The 19,920-nt window shown below is 39.5% G+C and carries 14 protein-coding genes and 2 pseudogenes; 7 read left to right on the top strand and 9 right to left on the bottom strand.

Going from position 1 to position 19,920, the window contains the following annotated elements:
* The first annotated feature begins 40 nt into the window (after positions 1 to 40).
* Positions 41 to 592, top strand: coding sequence for a fasciclin domain-containing protein (locus N824_RS12495; RefSeq protein WP_048905492.1), 552 nt, complete (start codon positions 41 to 43; stop codon positions 590 to 592).
* 64 nt (positions 593 to 656) lie between these two features.
* Here the strand turns inward: N824_RS12495 and N824_RS12500 are convergent, their stop codons facing one another.
* Complete coding sequence (locus N824_RS12500; RefSeq protein ID WP_048905493.1) at positions 657 to 1,211, bottom strand: N-acetyltransferase; 555 nt, start codon at positions 1,209 to 1,211, stop codon at positions 657 to 659.
* Positions 1,212 to 1,307: 96 nt separating this feature from the next.
* Here N824_RS12500 and N824_RS12505 point away from each other — a divergent pair, with 96 nt between their 5' ends.
* The gene (locus tag N824_RS12505; RefSeq protein WP_084498303.1) at positions 1,308 to 2,567 is read left to right on the top strand and encodes a glycoside hydrolase family 27 protein; all 1,260 of its coding nucleotides are present in this window, start codon (positions 1,308 to 1,310) and stop codon (positions 2,565 to 2,567) included.
* Between the two features lie 38 nt (positions 2,568 to 2,605).
* Here the strand turns inward: N824_RS12505 and N824_RS12510 are convergent, their stop codons facing one another.
* Together N824_RS12510 and N824_RS12515 are read right to left on the bottom strand one after the other, a co-directional pair.
* Positions 2,606 to 3,517 carry a DUF6515 family protein gene (locus tag N824_RS12510; protein ID WP_048905494.1) on the bottom strand — a complete coding sequence of 304 codons (912 nt, stop codon included), beginning with the start codon at positions 3,515 to 3,517 and terminating at the stop codon, positions 2,606 to 2,608.
* 123 nt (positions 3,518 to 3,640) lie between these two features.
* A complete protein-coding gene (locus N824_RS12515) occupies positions 3,641 to 5,020 on the bottom strand; it encodes a Gfo/Idh/MocA family protein (protein ID WP_048905495.1) in 1,380 nt (459 codons plus the stop codon).
* Positions 5,021 to 5,183: 163 nt separating this feature from the next.
* Here N824_RS12515 and N824_RS12520 point away from each other — a divergent pair, with 163 nt between their 5' ends.
* The 5 genes and pseudogenes from N824_RS12520 (at position 5,184) to N824_RS34235 (ending at position 8,973) form a co-directional block, all read left to right on the top strand.
* Complete coding sequence (locus tag N824_RS12520; protein ID WP_048905496.1) at positions 5,184 to 6,788, top strand: Na+/H+ antiporter; 1,605 nt, start codon at positions 5,184 to 5,186, stop codon at positions 6,786 to 6,788.
* Positions 6,789 to 6,812: 24 nt separating this feature from the next.
* Positions 6,813 to 6,875: pseudogene (locus N824_RS38430) on the top strand (hypothetical protein); the annotation flags it as partial.
* Positions 6,876 to 6,925: 50 nt separating this feature from the next.
* Positions 6,926 to 7,171, top strand: a pseudogene (locus N824_RS38435) (DUF488 domain-containing protein).
* Between the two features lie 59 nt (positions 7,172 to 7,230).
* Entirely contained in the window at positions 7,231 to 7,791 is a 561-nt protein-coding gene (gene efp, locus N824_RS12530; protein ID WP_048905497.1) for an elongation factor P, read from the top strand.
* A gap of 396 nt (positions 7,792 to 8,187) precedes the next feature.
* Complete coding sequence (locus tag N824_RS34235) at positions 8,188 to 8,973, top strand: response regulator transcription factor (protein WP_048905498.1); 786 nt, start codon at positions 8,188 to 8,190, stop codon at positions 8,971 to 8,973.
* 1 nt (position 8,974) lies between these two features.
* On the opposite strand, the gene N824_RS12540 is transcribed toward N824_RS34235, so the two are convergent.
* The 6 genes from N824_RS12540 to N824_RS12565 are packed head-to-tail and all read right to left on the bottom strand — an operon-like array spanning position 8,975 to position 19,919.
* On the bottom strand, positions 8,975 to 9,403 hold the full coding sequence (locus tag N824_RS12540; RefSeq protein ID WP_048905499.1) for a hypothetical protein: 429 nt from the start codon (positions 9,401 to 9,403) through the stop codon (positions 8,975 to 8,977).
* 42 nt (positions 9,404 to 9,445) lie between these two features.
* Entirely contained in the window at positions 9,446 to 14,272 is a 4,827-nt protein-coding gene (locus N824_RS12545) for a DUF4157 domain-containing protein (RefSeq protein ID WP_048905500.1), read from the bottom strand.
* A gap of 27 nt (positions 14,273 to 14,299) precedes the next feature.
* Positions 14,300 to 15,808 (bottom strand): DUF4157 domain-containing protein, encoded by a 1,509-nt coding sequence (locus N824_RS27985; protein WP_052334125.1) that lies wholly within the window; start codon positions 15,806 to 15,808, stop codon positions 14,300 to 14,302.
* Between the two features lie 10 nt (positions 15,809 to 15,818).
* Positions 15,819 to 17,057 (bottom strand): DUF4157 domain-containing protein, encoded by a 1,239-nt coding sequence (locus tag N824_RS12555; protein WP_048905501.1) that lies wholly within the window; start codon positions 17,055 to 17,057, stop codon positions 15,819 to 15,821.
* Between the two features lie 22 nt (positions 17,058 to 17,079).
* Complete coding sequence (locus N824_RS12560) at positions 17,080 to 18,450, bottom strand: ATP-binding protein (protein WP_048905502.1); 1,371 nt, start codon at positions 18,448 to 18,450, stop codon at positions 17,080 to 17,082.
* Positions 18,444 to 19,919: a contractile injection system tape measure protein gene (locus N824_RS12565; RefSeq protein WP_048905503.1), complete on the bottom strand. Its 1,476-nt coding sequence runs from the start codon at positions 19,917 to 19,919 to the stop codon at positions 18,444 to 18,446. Before N824_RS12565 ends, N824_RS12560 begins: the two co-directional genes overlap by 7 nt.
* Position 19,920 lies beyond the last annotated feature (1 nt).

The raw sequence follows: 19,920 nt of genomic DNA on the forward strand, positions 1-19,920 counted from the left end.
GTCCTGATTTGCGTAAGTGTTATCAAATCAAAAATCTAAAATGAAAAGAATAATTCAATCTGTATTTGCCGTAATAGTTATGGCATTTTCGACCCAAGTTTATGCGCAAAAAAATCCAATGGTTGGCGGTGCGGATATGTATCCAACTAAAGATATTGTTGACAATGCGGTTAACTCAAAAGACCACACCACGCTGGTAGCCGCGGTTAAAGCTGCAGGATTGGTAGAAACATTAAAAAGCGTAGGGCCCTTTACCGTATTTGCGCCAACAAATGCAGCTTTTGATAAATTACCAGCGGGAACAGTTGAAACGCTGGTAAAACCTGAAAGCAAAGAGTTGTTAACCAAGATATTAACTTATCATGTAGTTGCTGGTAAAATGGATTCTAAAGCAATAGCAAAAGCGATTAAGGATGGTAGAGGAAAAGCTGAACTGACTACAGTTCAGGGAGGCAAGTTGTGGGCCTGGATGGATGGCAAGAAATTAGTTCTCAAAGACGAAAAAGGCGGAATGAGTACTGTTACTATTGCAGATGTTTATCAGAAAAATGGAGTAATCCATGTTGTTGATACGGTGTTAATGCCGAATTAAGATATCTCAGTTTACCTTCGACGAGAAAACCGCCCATATTAGCATATGAGGCGTTTTTTTATTATCAGACTGCACGTTGCATATGATAGTAAGTGTCTCCCATAAATTGCCTTTCGTTCGCAATCTTAAAACCTAAATTTGTATAGAGTCTTTCGGCATTAGGGTTATCCTTACTTACCAATAACCCAGCCTTGGTGTGTTTTGCGTTGGTTAATTTTTGTATTATAGCGTTGATTAACTTTTTGCCAATACCTTGTCCCTGTTTGTTTGCAGCAACACTAATACAGTCGATATAGAACTCGCCTGGTTGTGTTTCATCTTCAGGAATATCCTTAAAGTCATATGATGATGCAATATAATTCAGGAAAGGTGCCCTAAGCAGGTTGAGGTCTGCCCCATCGTAGCCACTGATAATTCCACAGATACCCGATGCGTCTTCATATACAAGCATATTTTCGTAGCTGTATTGATTACCGCGCAAGCCTGCAAAGTGTTCAAATAAGGGGATAGCCTTTAAAGGATCCGATTGGCCAACAAACTTTGATGCCAGATCTTCCATTGCATGGATAATTAATCTGGCTATTTGAGGTGCATCTGTGGCTAAAGCTTGTCTTATCATTTCATAAAATTAAATATTTTTTTGTGCTAAGTTATAGTAAGAGCATCTATATTTGGTAGCACCGTTTTTAAGCTAAACAGAAAACCAAACACAGAAATGAATAATAAAATAATTGTGGGTTCCTTGGCTATTGTATTTTGGCTAAGTACATTTTCGGGTATTGCCCAGGTAAATTCCAATAGTAAATCTGAATTGGCCGCTACCCCTCCTATGGGATGGATGACGTGGAACTACTTCGCAGATAAGATAAATGAAAAAGATATTAAGGAAATGGCCGATGCAATGGTCAGTTTAGGAATGGTGAAAGCAGGCTACAATTACCTGATGATAGACGATGGATGGCAAGGTGGTAGAGATAACCGTAATCAAATTATTGCTGACCCTTTGAAATTCCCATCTGGTGTAAAATCTCTGGCCGATTATGTGCATGCAAAAGGAATTAAATTGGGTATTTATTCTGATGCGGCGCAGTTAACCTGTGCGGGTTATACAGCGAGTTTGAATTTTGAAGAGCAGGATGCTAAAACATTTGCCTCTTGGGGTATTGATTACCTTAAATATGATTATTGTGATGCGCCTGCTGATTCAGCAACAGCTGTTTTGAGGTATAAAAAAATGGCTGATGCATTAAGGAATAGTGGTAGAGAAATTGCGCTAGGTATTTGCGAATGGGGTAATAGAAAACCATGGCTTTGGGCAAAAAATGCCGGAGGACAATTATGGCGTACTACTGCCGATGTGCGTGATAAGTGGGTCGCATTAAAACCATGGAAAGATCCTAGTGACTTGCATACTATAGGTGCCGGAATCATGGATATTGTTGATGTAAATGCTGATCTGGCTCAATATGCTGGTCCGGGTGGCTGGAATGATTTTGATATGCTTGTAATAGGCTTAAATGGTAAAAAAGGGCCTTCGGGCGACTTAGGTGGTAAAGGTTGCTCAGAGACTGAATATCAAAGCCAAATGAGTTTGTGGAGTATAATGACCGCTCCTTTGGTAGCTACTAACGATTTACGCATTATGAATGAGGCAACTAAAAGAATTTTGTTGAACGAAGAGGTTATTGCCATAAATCAGGATCCCCTTGGTAAACAAGCAGAACGTAAGATTAATAAGGGCAATTGGAATGTTTTTGTAAAACCAGTAAAAAATGGTGATTACGCTGTTGCTATTTTGAATCGTGGAGTGTCTGCTGGGTCTCTTAGTTTGGATTGGAAAGATCTAGGGTTGGATGGTTCTTATAAAATTAATGATCTATGGCTGCATAAGGCTGTTGGTAGTGGGCGAAAATGGAGTGGTAAGGTATTGAGTCATGAAACTAAGTTGTTTAGGTTGAGTAGTACTGGTAAATAAAACAAACCAGGCCGATATCAGTATCGGCCTGGTTTGTTTTAATTACCAATTCCTATAACTTTATAAGTGATGTTATCGCCGTCCACTATTTTCTCGTAATAAACACCTTCTTCAGAAACGTAATATTGTGCTCCTTTGATCATTACGTCTCTTGTGCCTTCTGGCAACTGATTTACAACATCTCCTACCTGAGGTAAGTTGCTGGTGTCGTCTGTAACAGCACCATTGTCGGTATCCAATACACCATCTTTACCTGCCACAACATAAACAGTTTTACCATCAGCATCCACAGTTGTGCTGTAATAAACCCCTTTATATTCGTAATAGGTTTGGCCATTTATGGTGATCTGTTTTGCTTCGGAAGGGATGCTTGGTACCTGAGCACCTACCGGAGGCACAACTACTTTATATCCCTCGTCGTACTGTCTGTAAAAGAATCCTCCTGAATAGTAGAATTGATCTGCACCAAAATAAAATGGATAATATCCATAAGGCAATACGCTTAAACTGATGCCTAAAAATGGTCTATAGTAATTATAATAATATCCATAGTAAGGTCTGCGATAAGAATAACCCGGTCTGTAGTGGTAACCTGGTCTGTAACCATAACCTGGCCTGTTGCCATAGCCGGGTCTGTAGCCATAACCAGGTCTATTGGCCGGACGACTTGGTCTGTAATCTGGACGTGACCCACTGCCTATTGATGGCCTTGACGGTCTTGTGCCGCCAGATATATTTCCTTGAGACGGTCTTGATGGTCTAGTGCCTCCTGATATAGCTCCTTGAGATGGCCTTGATGGCCTGCTTCCCCCACCCGCTGATACATGGCTGCCACCACCGCCACCACTGCCACGAGAAGATCTTTGTGCTAAAACGTTGTTAGTTGTTAATCCACTGATCAGGATTATAGACCCAGCTATAATTAATGATTTCAAATTCAAGGTTTTCATAATATATTATATCTATATATAACCATAAGACATAATATAAACGAAAAGGATTATTTCTTAATAATCAATTGCTTTAAACTGACAAATTAATGATAATCCAATTCGTTTTCTCCCTCCCTCTAATTAAAATTCGCCTTCGATCTCCCAGCCTTTTCGGTATTTCCTTCTAATGTATTTATTCGCTTCAGGATAGTTTGGAAACTTCATGTTCTCAGCATCCCATTGCAGCAACTGATCCGGTACACGAATAGCAACTGTACCCAGTAATATAGCCTCGGTCATGGGACCCGACTGTGCAAAATGCGATTCCGTTTTTTCTCCGCCCAGGCAGGCATTTACAAAATGGTGATAATGGTTCCGGCCTTCGATTTTACGCACCTCCTTGTCCTTAAATTTATCTTCCGGCAGCAGTACTGGCTTTTCTCCGCCATGCGGGATCAGCAAAGCGCCATCAGTACCGACCAGCAGGGCACATTCTTCGGGATATTTACCGGGGGTATATAATTTACGGACGTCCTCTGGTGGAAACATTTCACCGTCAAACCATTCAAGGGTCAGCTTTTCAGATTCAGTAAAGGAATTTCCGGGAAAAACCCAGGTGATGTGATCGGCCCACGGCCAGTTCTCTTTTCTTTTGTCCGGCGTATTTTTCCAATCCTGATGAACTTCCGCCCGTACAGATACGGGGGCTTTGAGTCCTAGCCCCTTCCAGACTGCATCAAAGATATGGCAGCCAATATCTCCTGACCATCCTGTTCCGAAGTCCTGCCATGACCTCCATTTGGCCTGATGATAAATGCCCGGGGCATAAGGTCTTACCGGTCCCGTACCCAGCCAGAGGTCCCAGCTTAAATTTGCGGGCGGGTTTTGTGCAGGCTGAGGTTCTACCATCCTGAATTCTACTGCACCAGATCTGTTTGAGCATAAATAAGCATGTTTGATCTTGCCGATTGCTCCATCTTTGATCAGCTGCACCGCAGTACGGTCACATGCTGATGAAGCGATCTGGGTACCCAGTTGAGTGGTTACTCCTGCTTTGACAGCAGCTTTAGTAAGAGATCTTACTTCAGCCACATCATGGCAAAGTGGTTTTTGGCAATAAACATGTTTGCCTGCCTTGATCGCTTTGTAGGCAATAGAGAAGTGCATGTGATCCGGCACCGAGACATTTACAGAGTCAATGTTTTTTCCTTCCTTCTTTAACAATTCCCGCCAGTCTGCATAGGTTCTGACTCCCGGAAGACCTTCAGCTGCCTTTTTCAGGATATCGGCATCCACATCACAAATGGCTACGATCTCTACATCAGGGTGCGACTTAAAATTAGACAGATCATAGCCACCCATCCCACCTACGCCGATACAGGCATGCCTAAGCTTGCCATTCGGAGCTTTTGCCGAAGCGGTAAAAGTGTTCATTAAAAATGATGGCACTATGGCTACGGCAGCAGCAGACATCAAGAAATTTCTACGGGAAACCTGTGGTTTTTGTTCGTTTATGTCCATAAGAGGTATATTTGGTTTAAGTTACTATCTGGTTACTAGTGGCTTAATAACAAATATAAAAGAAAAACTCATACTTGTGTATACAAGTTAAAAAGATTTTTTTATGGTTATAGTGTAGGAATTTACTGATTTATTAACCTTTCTATTTACCTTTATTTACGCTATGATACATCAAAATCTCCTTTTAATTCTTGCGCTATTTTTTGCTATGGCGTTGCTTTACCTGTTAAGTCAGCGCTGGAAAATTTCTTATCCTATTTTCCTGGTAATAGGAGGTTTAGCAATTAGTTTTATTCCAGGAGTACCATCAATAAGTGTACATCCAGACATCGTATTTCTTATTTTTCTTCCGCCACTTTTATTTGAAGCCGCATGGTACACTTCCTGGAACGATTTCTGGAAATGGAAAAGATCAATCTTTTTGTTGGGTTTTGGATTGGTGTTAATTACCTCGTTGGCCATTGCTTACTTTTCTGTAAATATTATCCCAGGATTTACACTTGCATTTGGTTTCCTGCTTGGAGGAATTATTTCTCCTCCTGATGCCGTTGCTGCAACTTCTGTGTTGAAAGGTTTAAATATGCCCAAGAGAGGCTTAACCATTTTAGAGGGCGAAAGTTTGGTTAACGATGCCGCTTCTTTAACTGTGTTCCGGTTTGCAATTGCTGCTATTCTTACCGGGCAATTTGTTTTGCAGGAGGCAGTGACTGATTTTTTTGTGTTAGCACTTATGGGTGTAGTTGTGGGGCTTTTTATTGCTCATATTCTGTATTTTGTATTGAGGTATTGGGCTAAATCGTCGAGCATTACTACCCCTATCACATTAATTGCTCCGTATCTGATGTACATTGTTGCAGAARMGKNNCATYRGKMNGGWGWWWTARYWSYKGTAAGCGGCGGTTTGTTTCTTTCATTCCGCTCCAACGATTTCCTTAATTATCATACACGTTTACAGGCCAAAGAAGTATGGGCTACAGTTGGCTTTTTATTAAATGGTTTTGTCTTTATTTTGATTGGGCTGGAATTACCTGTTATTGTTGAGGGTTTGGAAGATTACTCTATGGAAGAGGCCATTAAATATGGACTTCTCATTAGTGCCATAGTAATTGTTGTTAGAATAATTCTGGTATATGTGGCTGGATTTATCCCGAGATTTATAAGTGCAAAAATCAGAAAGAAAGAAAAGAGTCCGGGTTTAAAGCTGCCTTTTATCATTGGATGGGCTGGAATGCGTGGCGTTGTCTCTCTTGCATCAGCACTCGCAATTCCCTTAACTTTAGATACGGGCGAAGCATTCCCCCATCGCAATATGATTCTGTTTATCACATTTATTGTGATACTTGTTACGTTAATTTTTCAGGGATTAACATTGCCTTTGTTCCTGAAGTGGCTAAAGATTGAAGAGATAGATGAGGGGATTCCGGAAGACGAGCAGCTTGAATCAATACGTCTGCAACTTGCAAAAGAATGCGTTGATCATCTTGATGCAAAATACAGCCGTGAGATGAGTCAATTTGAAACAATCGCCAGAATTAAAGAACAGTTAGAACGGAGCATCAGAGCAACTGAGCGTACATTGCTTGAGCAAGCTCAAAAGGAAGAAGTTGGCTCAGTAAGGAAACTCTATAGAAAGATCATGCTCGAGTTGGTTACACTAAGGAGAGCTGGCCTTAAAAGACTCAAAGCTACTAAACAGTATGATCATGAAGTGCTGCGTGACATGGAAGACAACCTGGATCTTGAAGAGGCAAGGTTAAATAAACACTAAAGGATAACTATTATGCTCTGTTTTATGATCAAGATAAAAAGGATTTATGATCTTCCATTAAAAGATGACGGTTATAGGATTCTGGTTGATCGGTTATGGCCTCGTGGCTTAAAAAAAAGCAGCGCAGCTATTGATGTATSKCTTMNGAKMWNAKYKCTCCTTCAAGAGCGCTACGGAAGTGGTTTAATCATGAACCGGAAAAATGGCAGGTATTTAGAAAAAGGTATTTTGAAGAGCTTGCAACCAATGATTCTGTTCGGGATCTATTAAAAGCACGTGAAAATAATTCAGTAATAACCCTCTTATTTGCGGCACGTGACCAAAATTACAATCACGCCTGGGTTCTCAAAAGCTTTTTAGAAGGCGAGATTGTTAATCATTAAGACATGTAAATACGCAAAAAGCATATATATTTGGGCTCAAATTTTAGAAATACATTTTTATGGCAAAGGCATCCGAAATTAAAGTTGGAAATATTTTACGTTTTAATAACGAACTGGTAACAGTTATAGAATTCTTACACCGTACACCTGGTAAGGGTGGCGCTTTTTACTTAGGGAAGTTTCGTAATATTAAAACTGGAAGAATTGTTGAAGCACGTTTAGGAACTGATGAGCAGGTTGAAATTTGTCGTGTTGAAACTAATGATTTCCAGTACCTATATGAAGAAGGAGATTATTTTGTGGTAATGGATAATGTTAGTTTTGAACAGTTTAATGTGCCTAAATCACTGTTCGGACCATCAGCAAAGTTTATTAAGGAAGGAATGGATGTAATTGTTTCTTTTGAAAGCGAAGAACCTATTATGGCTCAAGCTCCAAACTTTGTAGAACTGGAAATTACATATGCTGAGCCAGCTGTTAAAGGCGATACCTCTTCTGGAGCCTTAAAGTATGCTACTACTGAAAATGGAGTAGAATTAAAGGTGCCTTTGTTTGTGAACCAAGGTGATAAGATAAAGGTGGATACACGCACCGGAGAATACGTTGAGCGCGTAAAATAAACCCTGAAGTTTTTTTTATAAGAAGCTAAAAAGGCTTCAGCTGATATTCGATCAGGCTCTTGGTATGTGCTGATCGAATATCATTTATACTTGGTTTTACCCAAAAAACCATTCAAGTACTCATAATGTGTATTTGATAACTAAAGCGCTCCATTCACATATTTTTCTGGTAATAATAGTGATCTATAGCCTAATTTTAGGGTATAATCTAATCGCCTATTGCTATGAAAAATCTAAAATCCAAGAATAACCGGAAACCCTCTGACCCTGATCTTATTTAAGTATCCCTTAAATTGACATTGTCATCTTTGTTACCCTAAATTTTGTCTGCCAGCGGATTACTCCGTATGCCTTGTAGATAACAATTAATTAATTTCTCTACTAAACGAAGCTGATATGAAAGATCCTAAAACATCGTCATACTTTGATTTCTTAAAACACTCACGAAATAGGTTTGGTGTACAATTTTCTGAAGCAGAAAAAATTCTGCTTCACTTTGATAGCGAATCACTGAATAGTAATTTTTTTCCTTCAATTTATTATGTAAGTGATTATATCGAAAACTCCAACTGTTTCAGACCATTTAGCACAAGCCATTTTCTAGGATATTCATGCGAATTTTTATTAAAGACAGATTTTCTATTCCTAAGCAGAATCAGAAACAGGGAGGATATGAAAATTTTTGATGAACAAATATTCGCAGATCAAATGGCTTTTCTTGCCAGTCATAAGCAAGAAAAAGATGTGAAATATACTTTCACTACAAACTTCCGGGTTAAAAATAGCGATGACTCATGGTCGTCAGTAGTGCAGTGTACCCATTATCTTTTTAATGAGTATTATAGAATGCCGATAGCGTCTATTAATTCTCTGACTGATCTCACATATTTTAAAAATGATTCAAAAATTAATCATTTGATAGAAAGACATGAGGCAGGTGGTGAAAAATCAGTGATTGAGAACAGGTCTTATTTCCTGAAGAAAACTGAAGATATACTTAGTAAAAGAGAAATTGATGTTTTGAAATTAGCAAGCCAGGGAATGGGAAGTAAAGAGATTGCGGATCAGCTTCATATCAGTATCAATACCATTAATAATCATAGGAGAAATATGCTTATAAGGTCAAAATGTAAAAATTTCTTGCAGCTAGTGGATATTGCGGTTAAAAACGGTGTGCTTTAAATTAAAGATTAGATTCCAATTCAGTTTTAAGGAAATTTCCAGATTTACCTTGCAGGGCCTTTTTAATTAATTGATAAGGGTAAATTTTATTTTCCCCTGAATTAATGCCCGTTAAAAATGGGCCTGCTTCTACATTACTTTCATCTTGGAAAGACATATCCCAATGGCCACCTAACTTTTTGCGAAAAACTTCTCCTATATATCTACAAAACCCATCTACCGTTATAGCTCTATGCATTGCATCTACTGCTTCGGGTGTTTTATATGTGTTTATTAACCATTCTTCTACATTTTTAAGTGATTCTATTGAGTAGTCCAAATGTGTTTTAATATCTCCGTACAATGAAGATAAAAAGGATTCCAATTTGTCGTCCATTTGGAAAATCCAATATTCAAAGTCTTTTTCTGAAAAATTATTGTAGATGCTCATTCTTGTTTTAATGTTTTAAATCTCAGCATTCTTAAGCAAATTCTAAGGTACGGGAATTATTTTATATGGAATACCTGCTTTTTCCAATGCTTTTTTCAACGGCCCACTTGCCTCACCTTCAAATACCCATTCCATTTGCCAACCTTTTTCTTTCATTAAGATTTCATCGCGGGCAATTTCCCATTGAATATCTTTAGTATTGTATATTTTTCCTGTTTTGTGTTCAATAACCTTTGGTTTGATACCCGCTTTCTCCATATCTTCAAGATGAATTATGCCATCTTTTCTCAATTCAGGAGGTATACCTTCGGTTTCCATGATATCAAATCGTCTTTCTACACCCTCAATTTCTACACGCACTTCCCTTTCCGCTTTTCCGCCCCATTCTAGTTTTGCTTTGTATGCATCAACGGCTTTGTTGGCCAGTTTAGCTCTTGTCATATTTTTACGGTATACGTTTTCCCATCTTTCTTTTTTCCATTTTTTAGGGTTGCCTTCCATTCTTTTCTCGTACTCTGCCCATCTTTCAGCCATATGTTCTTTTGAACCTGCCTGACCCGGTAGAGGCTCATCTGTTGGCACTTCATTAGGGTCAATTTTTGTAGTATCAGCCTCGGCTGAATCAGGTTCAACACCATCTTTCTTCTCTATAGGATCATTTTCTACTTCCGCTTTTTCTTCTGTCCCTTTAGGCTCTTCTTTAGCTTTTGGTTCTTCTACAGATTGCTCTTTTGCAGTTGGCTCAGCAGGTTTTATCGATTCTTTGTTTTCTAGATTTGTGATTTTTTCATCAAAAGCTTCTAAATCCTTCATGACAGCCGGATCCTCTGGCGCTTCAGCCATTCTTTTTCTAAGTTCTTTAAGTTCCTCGGCCAATTGAGGATTGTCTTTCAATATTTCTCTATGGCTAATTTCATAAACTTTGCAATCGGAACATTTTACAATATGGCCTTCACTATCAACTTTAAGTTCGTGGCCATCTTTAGCCTTACCTTTAGAGACAACACCTTCATCATTTTGAGCTTTTTTAGCAAAATCTTCTCCTTTCTGTTGATCAGGTGTTTTAGCCTCTGGTTCAGCAGTTGGTTCCGGTTCTGATTTTACTTTTGGTTCTGGCTCTGCAACCGGCTCAGGCTCAGTTTTTACTGTTTGCTCAGGCTCAACTTTAGTTTCCGGAACTTTGGTTTCCGCTTCTGGTTTTATTGGGGTATCAACCTCACTTGAAGTTGGCTCCGTATTGGTTTTTGTATTTTCTGCGGTTTTTTCTTTAGGAGCACCAGGTTTTTCTTCCCCTCCCAATCCAACTTTCTCTTTAAGGCCACCGATTTTTTCTTTCATACCGGCTCTGCCTTCGTTAAATCCTTCGGCAGCTTTTGTAAAGCCCTGACCTATTTTACTGTCTTTTAAAGCGCCGGCCGCGCTTTTAAATCCTTCTGCTACCTCAGGCAATAATTTACCGATAACAGTGCCTAATTTTTTAATTCCAGCCAGTAAGCCTTGTGCAATTTTGCCACCTATTGCTCCCAATAAAAGAAGAGCAACCATTACACCAAGGGTTAGGCCACTATTGGCAATGCGCTGATAAGCATATAATATTCTATCGCGACCAGTTTTAACTTGTCCGCTGGTATATTGTCTCGGTCCATTTTCTGCTTTTGCAGCATCGGCATGTACCTCTCCTGCAGTTTTTTCTTTTACTGGTGCTGGCGGCGGTGTAGATTCTACTCCATCGTCTTCGGTTACGGAAAGATCATAAACGGATTTGGCAATTACAGCTGTTTCGGTGACGATCATTGATGCCATGATTCCTTCCCCTATAGCTATGCCGACTTCAAAACCAGCTCCTGCACCAGGAATTGCACCAGCACCCACTCCAAAAATACCACCCAGGATTGCTCCCACTACTGTACCACCAATAACAATCCAGCCTGCAAAAGCACCAACAGTCATATTCAGTGCTTGCATCCACTCGAGGCCACCATCAATCACTTTACTAAACTCACCATCCCAAAGGTCGTTCCACATCTGAGGAATTAATCTCCAGAGTTTAGGTGCATCTTCATACAATGGACTTCCCTCTGCAAATGGCCAGATTAAGAACCAAATCATTTTTTTAGCCTCGCCCCACCAATTGGCTATTAAATGGTTGATGTTCGGGGTAAGATATTTCATTATTCCAGTAATGTGTTTGGCTGTTGCCAAACCGAATAATGCCAAAGCTTTTTTGACCTCGCTTTCGGTACTACCGGGTATATCTTTAATGTAAGGTTCCAGGAATTCTTTTGCTTTTTCTTCTAATATTTCAGGATGATCCCAGATAAGGAGAAATCCATCGATCATGGCTTTAAATAACTTGTATTGCCTTTCAATATCATTCAGGAAGGCCATTACCTTAAGGAAACCGACAACAATAACCTCGATAACAGAAAGTGCGATAGTAAGGGCTTTTTGTACAAAGGCCAGGGCAGTATCAACGAATTCAGCAAATGCATCTATTATATCAGCTACTATCTGTTTAAACCGTTCAAAAGCTTTATTTGTTGCGGTGACTGCAGTATCTACAGCGGAATCAATTTTAGCATTAATCGCGTCGCGTATGGTGGGGAAAGCTGCAAAAGCGATATCAACAAAACCTTTTAATATAATACCAAAGCCTTTTATCAGGCCAACAACTGCTTTCCGTGCCAATTCCAATGCGGCCATAGCAAATTTTTTGGCTTGTTCAAAGACCCATTTAAGGGCGGCCCTGAGTTTGTCAAAAATAAAGTTTACAGCCTTTTTTAAACCGTCTATAAGTGCCGATGCAGCGTCTGCCAGCCAACCAAAGAAACCCCCGCTATCTTCTTCTGATTTTTTCTTTTTGTCTTCTGCCTCCTGTTTTGCTGCCGCAGTTTTTTCTGCAGCTTGCTTATTGGCATCGTCGTAATGTTTTTTTGCTTCGGCATTGCCTTTTTCAGTTTCTTTGCCAATTTTCCCAATATGTTCTACTGCACTATTGGTAGCTTTTGTTTTGAAGTCAGTTTCTGTAGCATCAAGTTGTTTCTGCCAATCAACTCTTGATTCCGCAACCTGTTTCTGTGCATTTTGCTGGGCTTTATTTTGTGACGTTTTTGATTTAATTGTTTCATCACTGATTTGTTCATCAGTTTTTTGTTTCTCAACAATTAATTTTTGCTGATAAGCTGCTTCATCCTGTTGATATTTTTGCGATTGCTCTCCTATTTTTAGCGAAGCCTGGCCTGCAAGTGATGCATCGAGTTTTGCTGCTATCTCGGGTGATAGATTTGAACCACCGCTTACTGCTGTAGAATTTATCCCTTGTGTTTTTTTGAATCGATGTTTGCTTTTTATTTTCTCTTTTCCAGGCTTTTGGATTACATCATTTTCACCAAAATCATTTTGAATTTCTTTTTGAGCGTTGTTTTTTGCAATTAATAGATCTGCTGTTTGTTCTTCCTGTTCTTCAGATAAATTATTTATACTGGCTTCGCCTGTTAAAGTAAGTTCAGGGGCAGCGCCCAATTCATCAGGTAAATTGCTGGTGTCTAAATTAATATTGCCCAGTTCATTCTGAGCTGCACCTGTAATGTTTTCAGATCCTTCGCTATTTCCAAATCGTGATAAAAGGCCTGAAGGAACAAATTTTGCCTGCGGAGGAATAGCAACTTCCTCTACAACCGGTGGCTGCCAATCGCCTTTTCCTTCAAACTTATTTTTAACTGTTGCGCTGGCTTTCGGGGCAATGTGTTTAACCTTTGCTTTATTATTTTCGCCATAAGCACTGCCCGTACTTTCTGCAACGGTAGGCACAAGTTCTAAAGCTTTGTCTTTCTGCATCTGCATACTTTGAGAGGAGATGCCTTTTGCCTGATTCAATGTTTCTGGTAACTGGGTAGCCGGAGTTGATTGCAGGACGACCAACATATCGCCAGGATTATCTGTTGCTGTTATAGTTGGTTTTCCTTTTGCTAAGCTTTCTACTGCAACACCTTTTGCGCCAGCTGTTTTAGGAGAATCTTTTCCTATTGGTGAAGTTGCCGGTTTTTCTGCTGTTTTAGATGTTGATGCAGGAGCTTTATTTGTTATCAAACCACCTTTTGAAGGTTCTTCAGGCGGCAAACTCTGAATGCCCTGATTATTTGCTGTTCCTGAAACATCCTTTTTATCTGTTTTGTCTTTTTTTGGTTCGCTATCTGCCGTTTGGGATGGCTCGGTAATTGGTCCGATGGCTGGATTTTGTTTCTTTTGTACAGCTTTGTCTGCAACAGGAGCATTTTGCTGCAGTACGTGCGTAAGTTCATGGGCGAGTAATCTTTTACCCTCATCGGTTTCGGGACTGTATTTTCCTTCGTTGAAATAAATATCATTTCCCGTGGTAAATGCCTGGGCGTTAAGGGCCCTGTTCATTTGTACCGATTCTTGTCCGGAATGTATTTTTACGGAACCAAAATCTGCACCAATCCTGTCTTCCATGAAGGATTTGGTCTGATTATCCATAGAACTACCATTACCCCTACTATTTTCGATTGATGAGGTTAGCTGATTGCTATCTGTAGATTCCCCATTGCTTTTCGTTTGCACAAAAGGGGTAATATTAGTCGATAATGGTTTTTTGTGGATAGTTTCCTCTTCCTCGCACGCAGCACATTTAAGTTGAACAAAATTAGCATCGCTAGAACGCATCACTTTATCCGCAACAACATCCGCTTCTTTTTCAAATGGATCGTCTGGGTCACCAACATTCAATTTCGTCTGCAAAAAGAACGAGGCTTCGCCTTCGACCTGCAGCATTTCATTCTGTGGCAGACTCTCCTGCCTGGCTGATGCAGCAGGCGCAACGATGGGTTCGGAAACAGAATCTTGTTTCACTGTATTTAAGTTGATGAAATAAAGAAGTTATGGATACTTAGCCAGGAAGTAAGCGTAAATATTGGGACGAATTGCCTTTAAAGTTGCTGGCTGATTAATGTACAAAGAAAATGCCTCAGCAAAATACTCACTTTCTTCGGTTTTTGTTTTAGCATAGTCACTGACCCCTTTGCCCAGGCCACCGTCTTTTCCTAATGCTTCTCTAAAAGCTCCTTTGGTTTTATCGGCGCTTAGGACCTCGCCTCCCTTCCCGCCAGTACCTTCATTTGGTCTAAAATCTAGTGCATGGCCAAATTCATGAGCCATTATAAATGCTTTTTGTGGCAGTGTAGCACTAAAAAAATCACCATACACTGTAATTCTCCTCTTCCAGTCTGTACTGCCTTTGGGACGGACTTGACTATATTCTGCTGATTCGTTTTTCGGTCCTTTTTGGCTTTGTCCTAAATGGATGGGGATTCCCTTTGCCTGACTTAAAATACCTGTTGGCACTATATCTAAAGCTTCTAATACCTGATCAAATTTTGCATCACTCATGGTTTCCGGTGGGTCGCCTAATGGATCATTTCTTACCGGAACCGCATTTGTTATCTGGTAGGTTGTTTCGTACCTCTGTCGTTTTTGAGCCGGAGTTTCTGTACTTGTGCTTGCAGTAAAATTGCTCAGTTTTTCTATGGCCAACTGAACGTTTTTCATTCTTTTGGCTCCCTTTCCGCTGGCATCAAATTCGGTTGATGTAAAACGGACTATAGCATTTGGCCCTGTTACTTTAGCATCTGCCGGATTCGTCTCTCCGCTTAGATCCAAATGCTGCACAGTAGTTATATTAGTGAGGGCAGCATCGGTTGCTCCACTGTTTAAGTTAAAATTATAAAGGATCAAGGCCCTCATTGCACCTTCAACCCAGGCCTCTGTTGGATCAAAACCTTTTACAACATAGGTAACATTGTATCCTGGGCGAACATCTCGAACAATACCTTTTTGAAAAAACTTTGAAATGTTTGTCTGGAGATTGAAACCATTATCGTAATGGATACCTTGCCGCGTTGCGGCATCATAGGATTCAAGATTTTGAACGGTATCTTCTGCTGGCATGGGAGAACGTTGTATGCTATTCCCATTTTGCTGCATGGTATGTGTTAGCTCATGGGCAAGTAGATGTTTGCCTTCCGCAGAATTTGGGCTATACATATTTTCATTAAAATAGATATCCTTTCCTACGGTGAATGCCTGTGCATCCAGTGACGTGGAAAGCTGATTGGCGTCGGTTCCTGTATGGATATTAACATCAGAAAAGCTGGTTCCTAACCTGCTTTCCATAAAGCTTTGTGTATCTTTATCCATTGGTGTTCCAGCACCTCTTGAGGCTTCAATCTGGTCGCTAACCTCTGCTTTTAGTTTTGGTTGGTTGTGATAAATCAATTGATCAGTAGAATCACTTTTACTGTGTTCGTTTTGGAATGATGCAGGTGTGGGAGCATCAGCATCTTTTGCTTGCTGATTTGCAGTGTTGTCCGATTTGCCTGTACCTTTCATAATTTAGTTATTACCAGTCACTGCTACCACTTTCTGGTGCTGTAGTTACAGCAGCCCCAGTCCAGCTAATTTCTTCGTCCCAGTTCCACCACATATATTGGGGTTCCATTCCACTTAATGGAAAATAACTTGCAAATCTGCCAAATGATGCTTGATCCATTGTGTTGTACATCCAAACTCTTATTGTAGCGGTATGAGCTGCACAGTTAATGGAATCTACAGTAACATAAAGGCCAAAAGAACCGATTGAACAAGTGTATAAATCCATGGACTGTACGCCAGGTCCTACTAGTCTTGAGCTTTGATAAAGTAAAAAAGCATTTCTACAGGTTTCCGGATCGGTACCTGCTGGGCTGGAAATCCAAAGAGGGTAAGCATTTGGATCTGTCACAGGAGGTTTGGTCATCCCGGCATGCCAAGATGAGTCTGTTCGATGACTGGCTGCCCAGGCAGCACAATCTGATGAAATATTTGCTTTTATTGAATTAAGTCCATCAATTACAGGCTGCCAAATTCTAACTAGTGCAGTATAATTATCACTTTCGGGCATATCCCATTGTGTAGCACTAGAAAATGGTGAAAAGAATTCATCCAATATTGCCCCGATGGTTGTTCTTTGTACTAGCTTTTTATTTTTTATAGATGAATCTTTATCTTGCTGAAGTGTATGTGTTAACTCATGTGCAAGCAAATGTTTCCCTTCGTCTGACTGTGGCTGATACGCTCCTTGATTAAAATAAATATCGTTTCCAACAGTAAAGGCCTTAGCACTAAGGTTGTTGCTTAGTTGTACCGATTGATTATCTGTATGAATATTAACATCGCTGAAATCGCTACCGAAGCGACTGCTCATAAAGCTATTTGTTTCAGCGTCCATTTTACTTCCGCTACCTCTGGAGGCTTCTATTGCGCCTGAAACATGATCACTTACGGTTGAGGTATTCTCAGCTTTAGCCTGGATACCAGTGGTTATTCCTGCAATTACGGGTTTTCGCCTTGCTTTATCTTCTTCCTCGCAATGAGTGCATTTTCTTTGAATAAATGAGCTTTGAGGCATTCGCATTACCTGATCAGCAACTTCGTCAGCCTCATTTTCCAAAGGATCATCAGGAGAACCAACTGTTAGTTTTGCCTGAAAAAAAATATCGGCACCAGTTTTATCAGTGGCAAGGTCACTTTGTTGTATTTCCTCTTGGTGAGCTGCTGCTATTGGCGTTGCAACAGGCTCTGAAACTGCAACTTCTTTCATAGTGTAATATTTTGAACCTCCTTTAAACGGTTTTTCCCTCTTTTCTGAATTCTTTTTTTATACCCTCCAAGATGTCTTTCCCCCGAATAATATTTTCATTTCGGTTAAGTGCCATTAAAGACGCGTATTGCACTACATTTATGATCGAGCCACCGGCGAGTTCATACTTTTCGGCAATGGTATCGATATCCAAATCTTCTTCGAGTTGTGCTTTATTACTAAATGTTTGTCGCCATAATATAGAACGCTCGTTACTCTTAGGTAAAGGGAAATGGATAATAGACTGTAAACGTCTACCGAACGCTTCATCTACGTTATTGCGCATATTGGAACTTAGAATTACCAAGCCATTGTAATCTTCCAAGCGCTGTAACAGATATGCAATTTCTTGATTTGCATATTTATCATGAGCATCTGAAATTGATGTCCTTTTTCCGAACAGCGAATCGGCCTCATCAAAAAATAAGATCCAGTTTTTATGTTCAGCTTTTGCGAATACTTTTTCCAGGTTTTTCTCTGTTTCTCCGATGTATTTTGAAATCACCATAGATAAATCTACTCTATATACATCTACACCTGCCAGTTTACCAAAAAGTCCTGCTGTTAGCGTTTTTCCCGTTCCTGGCGGACCATGAAATAATGCTTTGTAACCAGGTTTCAACATTTTTTTCATCCCCCAATCATTCATTAACATGGGACCGTGTTCTAACCAGATTTTAATTTCATTTAACTGTTGCATGGTATGCCTGTCGAGTACCAAATCTTCCCAATTGAGTGGTGTGTTTATTCTTTTGGCCGGAAATTCCATGCTAAAGGATGGCTTACGTAGTTTACCTCCGGTAAAAAGATCGATATACTCATCGTTGATTAATAATTGCCCACTTAATATGGGTTCGTTTGTTGGGGATGATCCAAGCCACAGAATATTATGAATTTTGAAGAGGTGGTCGGCATCAAAAAACTGTTGTACTTTAAAGCGCTTGCTTAAATCGCTACCGGCCAGTAAAAAAGAAGCGGTTTCCCCTGTTGGCAGAAAACCGCTGTGAAACGCCCCCCTTAGACCTCCATACTCTGTTACTCCGCGATCTTTTAATGTTGTTCTGATAAAAAAAACATCAAGTAATTGTGGTGCAACATGTGGAAGCAATGCTAAAACTAAAATTAGCCTTTCGGAAAATGATAGTTGATAGAATTGAATAAATTCATAGAAAACCGATTCTATCTGATCAGATTGTGGTGGTTCTATATCATAAATAGATTCATACTCGCATTCCTCGCCAAAATGCAATTTTAGTCTTGTTTGAAGTACTTTTTCAAACCAGTTAATTTCATCAAGCAGATCTAATGCATTTAAATGATATGCATCCTTTTTAAAAGATTGTTCTTTTACCATTCTGTATGTATGATTTCTTTTAACCAGGGAAGTTTGACAGTGCCAATACTCCATGGCAAACGATCGAGTAGAATATCCACCCCAGTACGTTCAACCTGTATCAACCATGAATTATCTTTTTGAGTTACTTTGCCTTCACGTAAAAAAAATGTATTCTGAAGGGCATCAATGCTCGATCCTTTTAGGGCTTCCCAATAGCTAACAACTGTTCGGAGTAGTAATTTTGATTCTTCTTTTTCCTTTTTTTTCAGTTTAATACCTTTCGGAATCAAGTCCGTGGGCCGTATGCCACATAGAATTTTGTTCAGTGGCATTTCCCATTCATTATATTTTTCGCTGCCGCATTGCAAATAATAGAGCAAAATTGCTGCACGTATCTGAGCCCCGGAAGATATAAACCGATTGTCATTATCAATTATCCCAAGATCTTTAAAATAAGCCGGCAGAAACGGGTGCAGCAGGATCAATCCTGCATTTTCTATATATAAGCTCTCTTTAGAATGATGGTTGTCGGCAAGTTCTTTTTGGTGCTGTTTTTCAGGTTGATCTGTTAAATTTATTACATTAATCAAATCATCGTAGATACGTTTTTCCAAATTAGACCAGGCAGGGTTAAGCGTAATCCCTATTACTTTGTTTTTAAATCCTTTAGATAAAACAGGAAAGGATTTCACTAAAATAATCAGGAAGTTTTTGATCAGATCTGTTTCATCAGCGTGTAATACTGTAAAGCCTAAAAGTCGCTTTAAGAATGTGTTTTTGGAAATATTAAAAAGCTTTGTTAACTGATTTTTCTCTTCCAGAAGTTTATTGATGTTTATTCTAATAGAATGATCGGAGTGCAAGTTTATAAAATGGTTGATATAGATCTCAAGATTTGTAGTGTCGCTATAATTGGTAAATCTGTTGATCGTTCTTTCCGCTTCAAGAATGGACAATGCTTTGATTTTAATCAATAGCTTAAGGAAAAACTCTTTGTGTTCATCATCATCAAATGCATCAAGAATCTCGGATGGCGATTTTCTATGCTGTTTTTCATACCACCAGGGATAAGTTCCATTTTCAAGAAAATACAATAAGGCAAGTTTTTTCTGATTCTTCCCACTATTATATTCAACCGAAGTTGATGAAATATTGGGTTCAGGATTAAAACTACCGCCAACAGAGAAGTCTTTATTGTATGGGTTTTCTTCGAACTGTTTTTTAAGCTCGTTGACAATCTTCTCTTCTACGATTTGTATAAATCTGCTTTTGAACTCACTTATCTGTAAGTTACCGAGGTCGACCTGAATTGAATTAATAGTTACGTAACTGTCCTGGTGTATGTTTTGGTAAAAAATCCGCTCATAAATTTCAGGTAGTTTGCTGCTTATTATCTCATTTAAATATTGTTTACAATCAAACGCAAGTTTTTCATCACTGGCCTTGAGCCTGATTTTTTGCCTGCGGATAATTACATCACCATTCACA

The sequence above is a fragment of the Pedobacter sp. V48 genome (assembly GCF_000523515.1).
Taxonomy (GTDB): domain Bacteria; phylum Bacteroidota; class Bacteroidia; order Sphingobacteriales; family Sphingobacteriaceae; genus Pedobacter.

Excerpts from the sequence above, each read along its gene's own strand:
- N824_RS12495 (WP_048905492.1), top strand. The coding sequence starts at position 41 with ATGAAAAGAATAATTCAATCTGTATTTGCCGTAATAGTTATGGCATTT.
- N824_RS12500 (WP_048905493.1), bottom strand. The coding sequence starts at position 1,211 with ATGATAAGACAAGCTTTAGCCACAGATGCACCTCAAATAGCCAGATTA.
- N824_RS12505 (WP_084498303.1), top strand. The coding sequence starts at position 1,308 with ATGAATAATAAAATAATTGTGGGTTCCTTGGCTATTGTATTTTGGCTA.
- N824_RS12510 (WP_048905494.1), bottom strand. The coding sequence starts at position 3,517 with ATGAAAACCTTGAATTTGAAATCATTAATTATAGCTGGGTCTATAATC.
- N824_RS12515 (WP_048905495.1), bottom strand. The coding sequence starts at position 5,020 with ATGGACATAAACGAACAAAAACCACAGGTTTCCCGTAGAAATTTCTTG.
- efp (WP_048905497.1), top strand. The coding sequence starts at position 7,231 with ATGGCAAAGGCATCCGAAATTAAAGTTGGAAATATTTTACGTTTTAAT.
- N824_RS34235 (WP_048905498.1), top strand. The coding sequence starts at position 8,188 with ATGAAAGATCCTAAAACATCGTCATACTTTGATTTCTTAAAACACTCA.
- N824_RS12540 (WP_048905499.1), bottom strand. The coding sequence starts at position 9,403 with ATGAGCATCTACAATAATTTTTCAGAAAAAGACTTTGAATATTGGATT.
- N824_RS27985 (WP_052334125.1), bottom strand. The coding sequence starts at position 15,808 with ATGAAAGGTACAGGCAAATCGGACAACACTGCAAATCAGCAAGCAAAA.
- N824_RS12555 (WP_048905501.1), bottom strand. The coding sequence starts at position 17,057 with ATGAAAGAAGTTGCAGTTTCAGAGCCTGTTGCAACGCCAATAGCAGCA.
- N824_RS12560 (WP_048905502.1), bottom strand. The coding sequence starts at position 18,450 with ATGGTAAAAGAACAATCTTTTAAAAAGGATGCATATCATTTAAATGCA.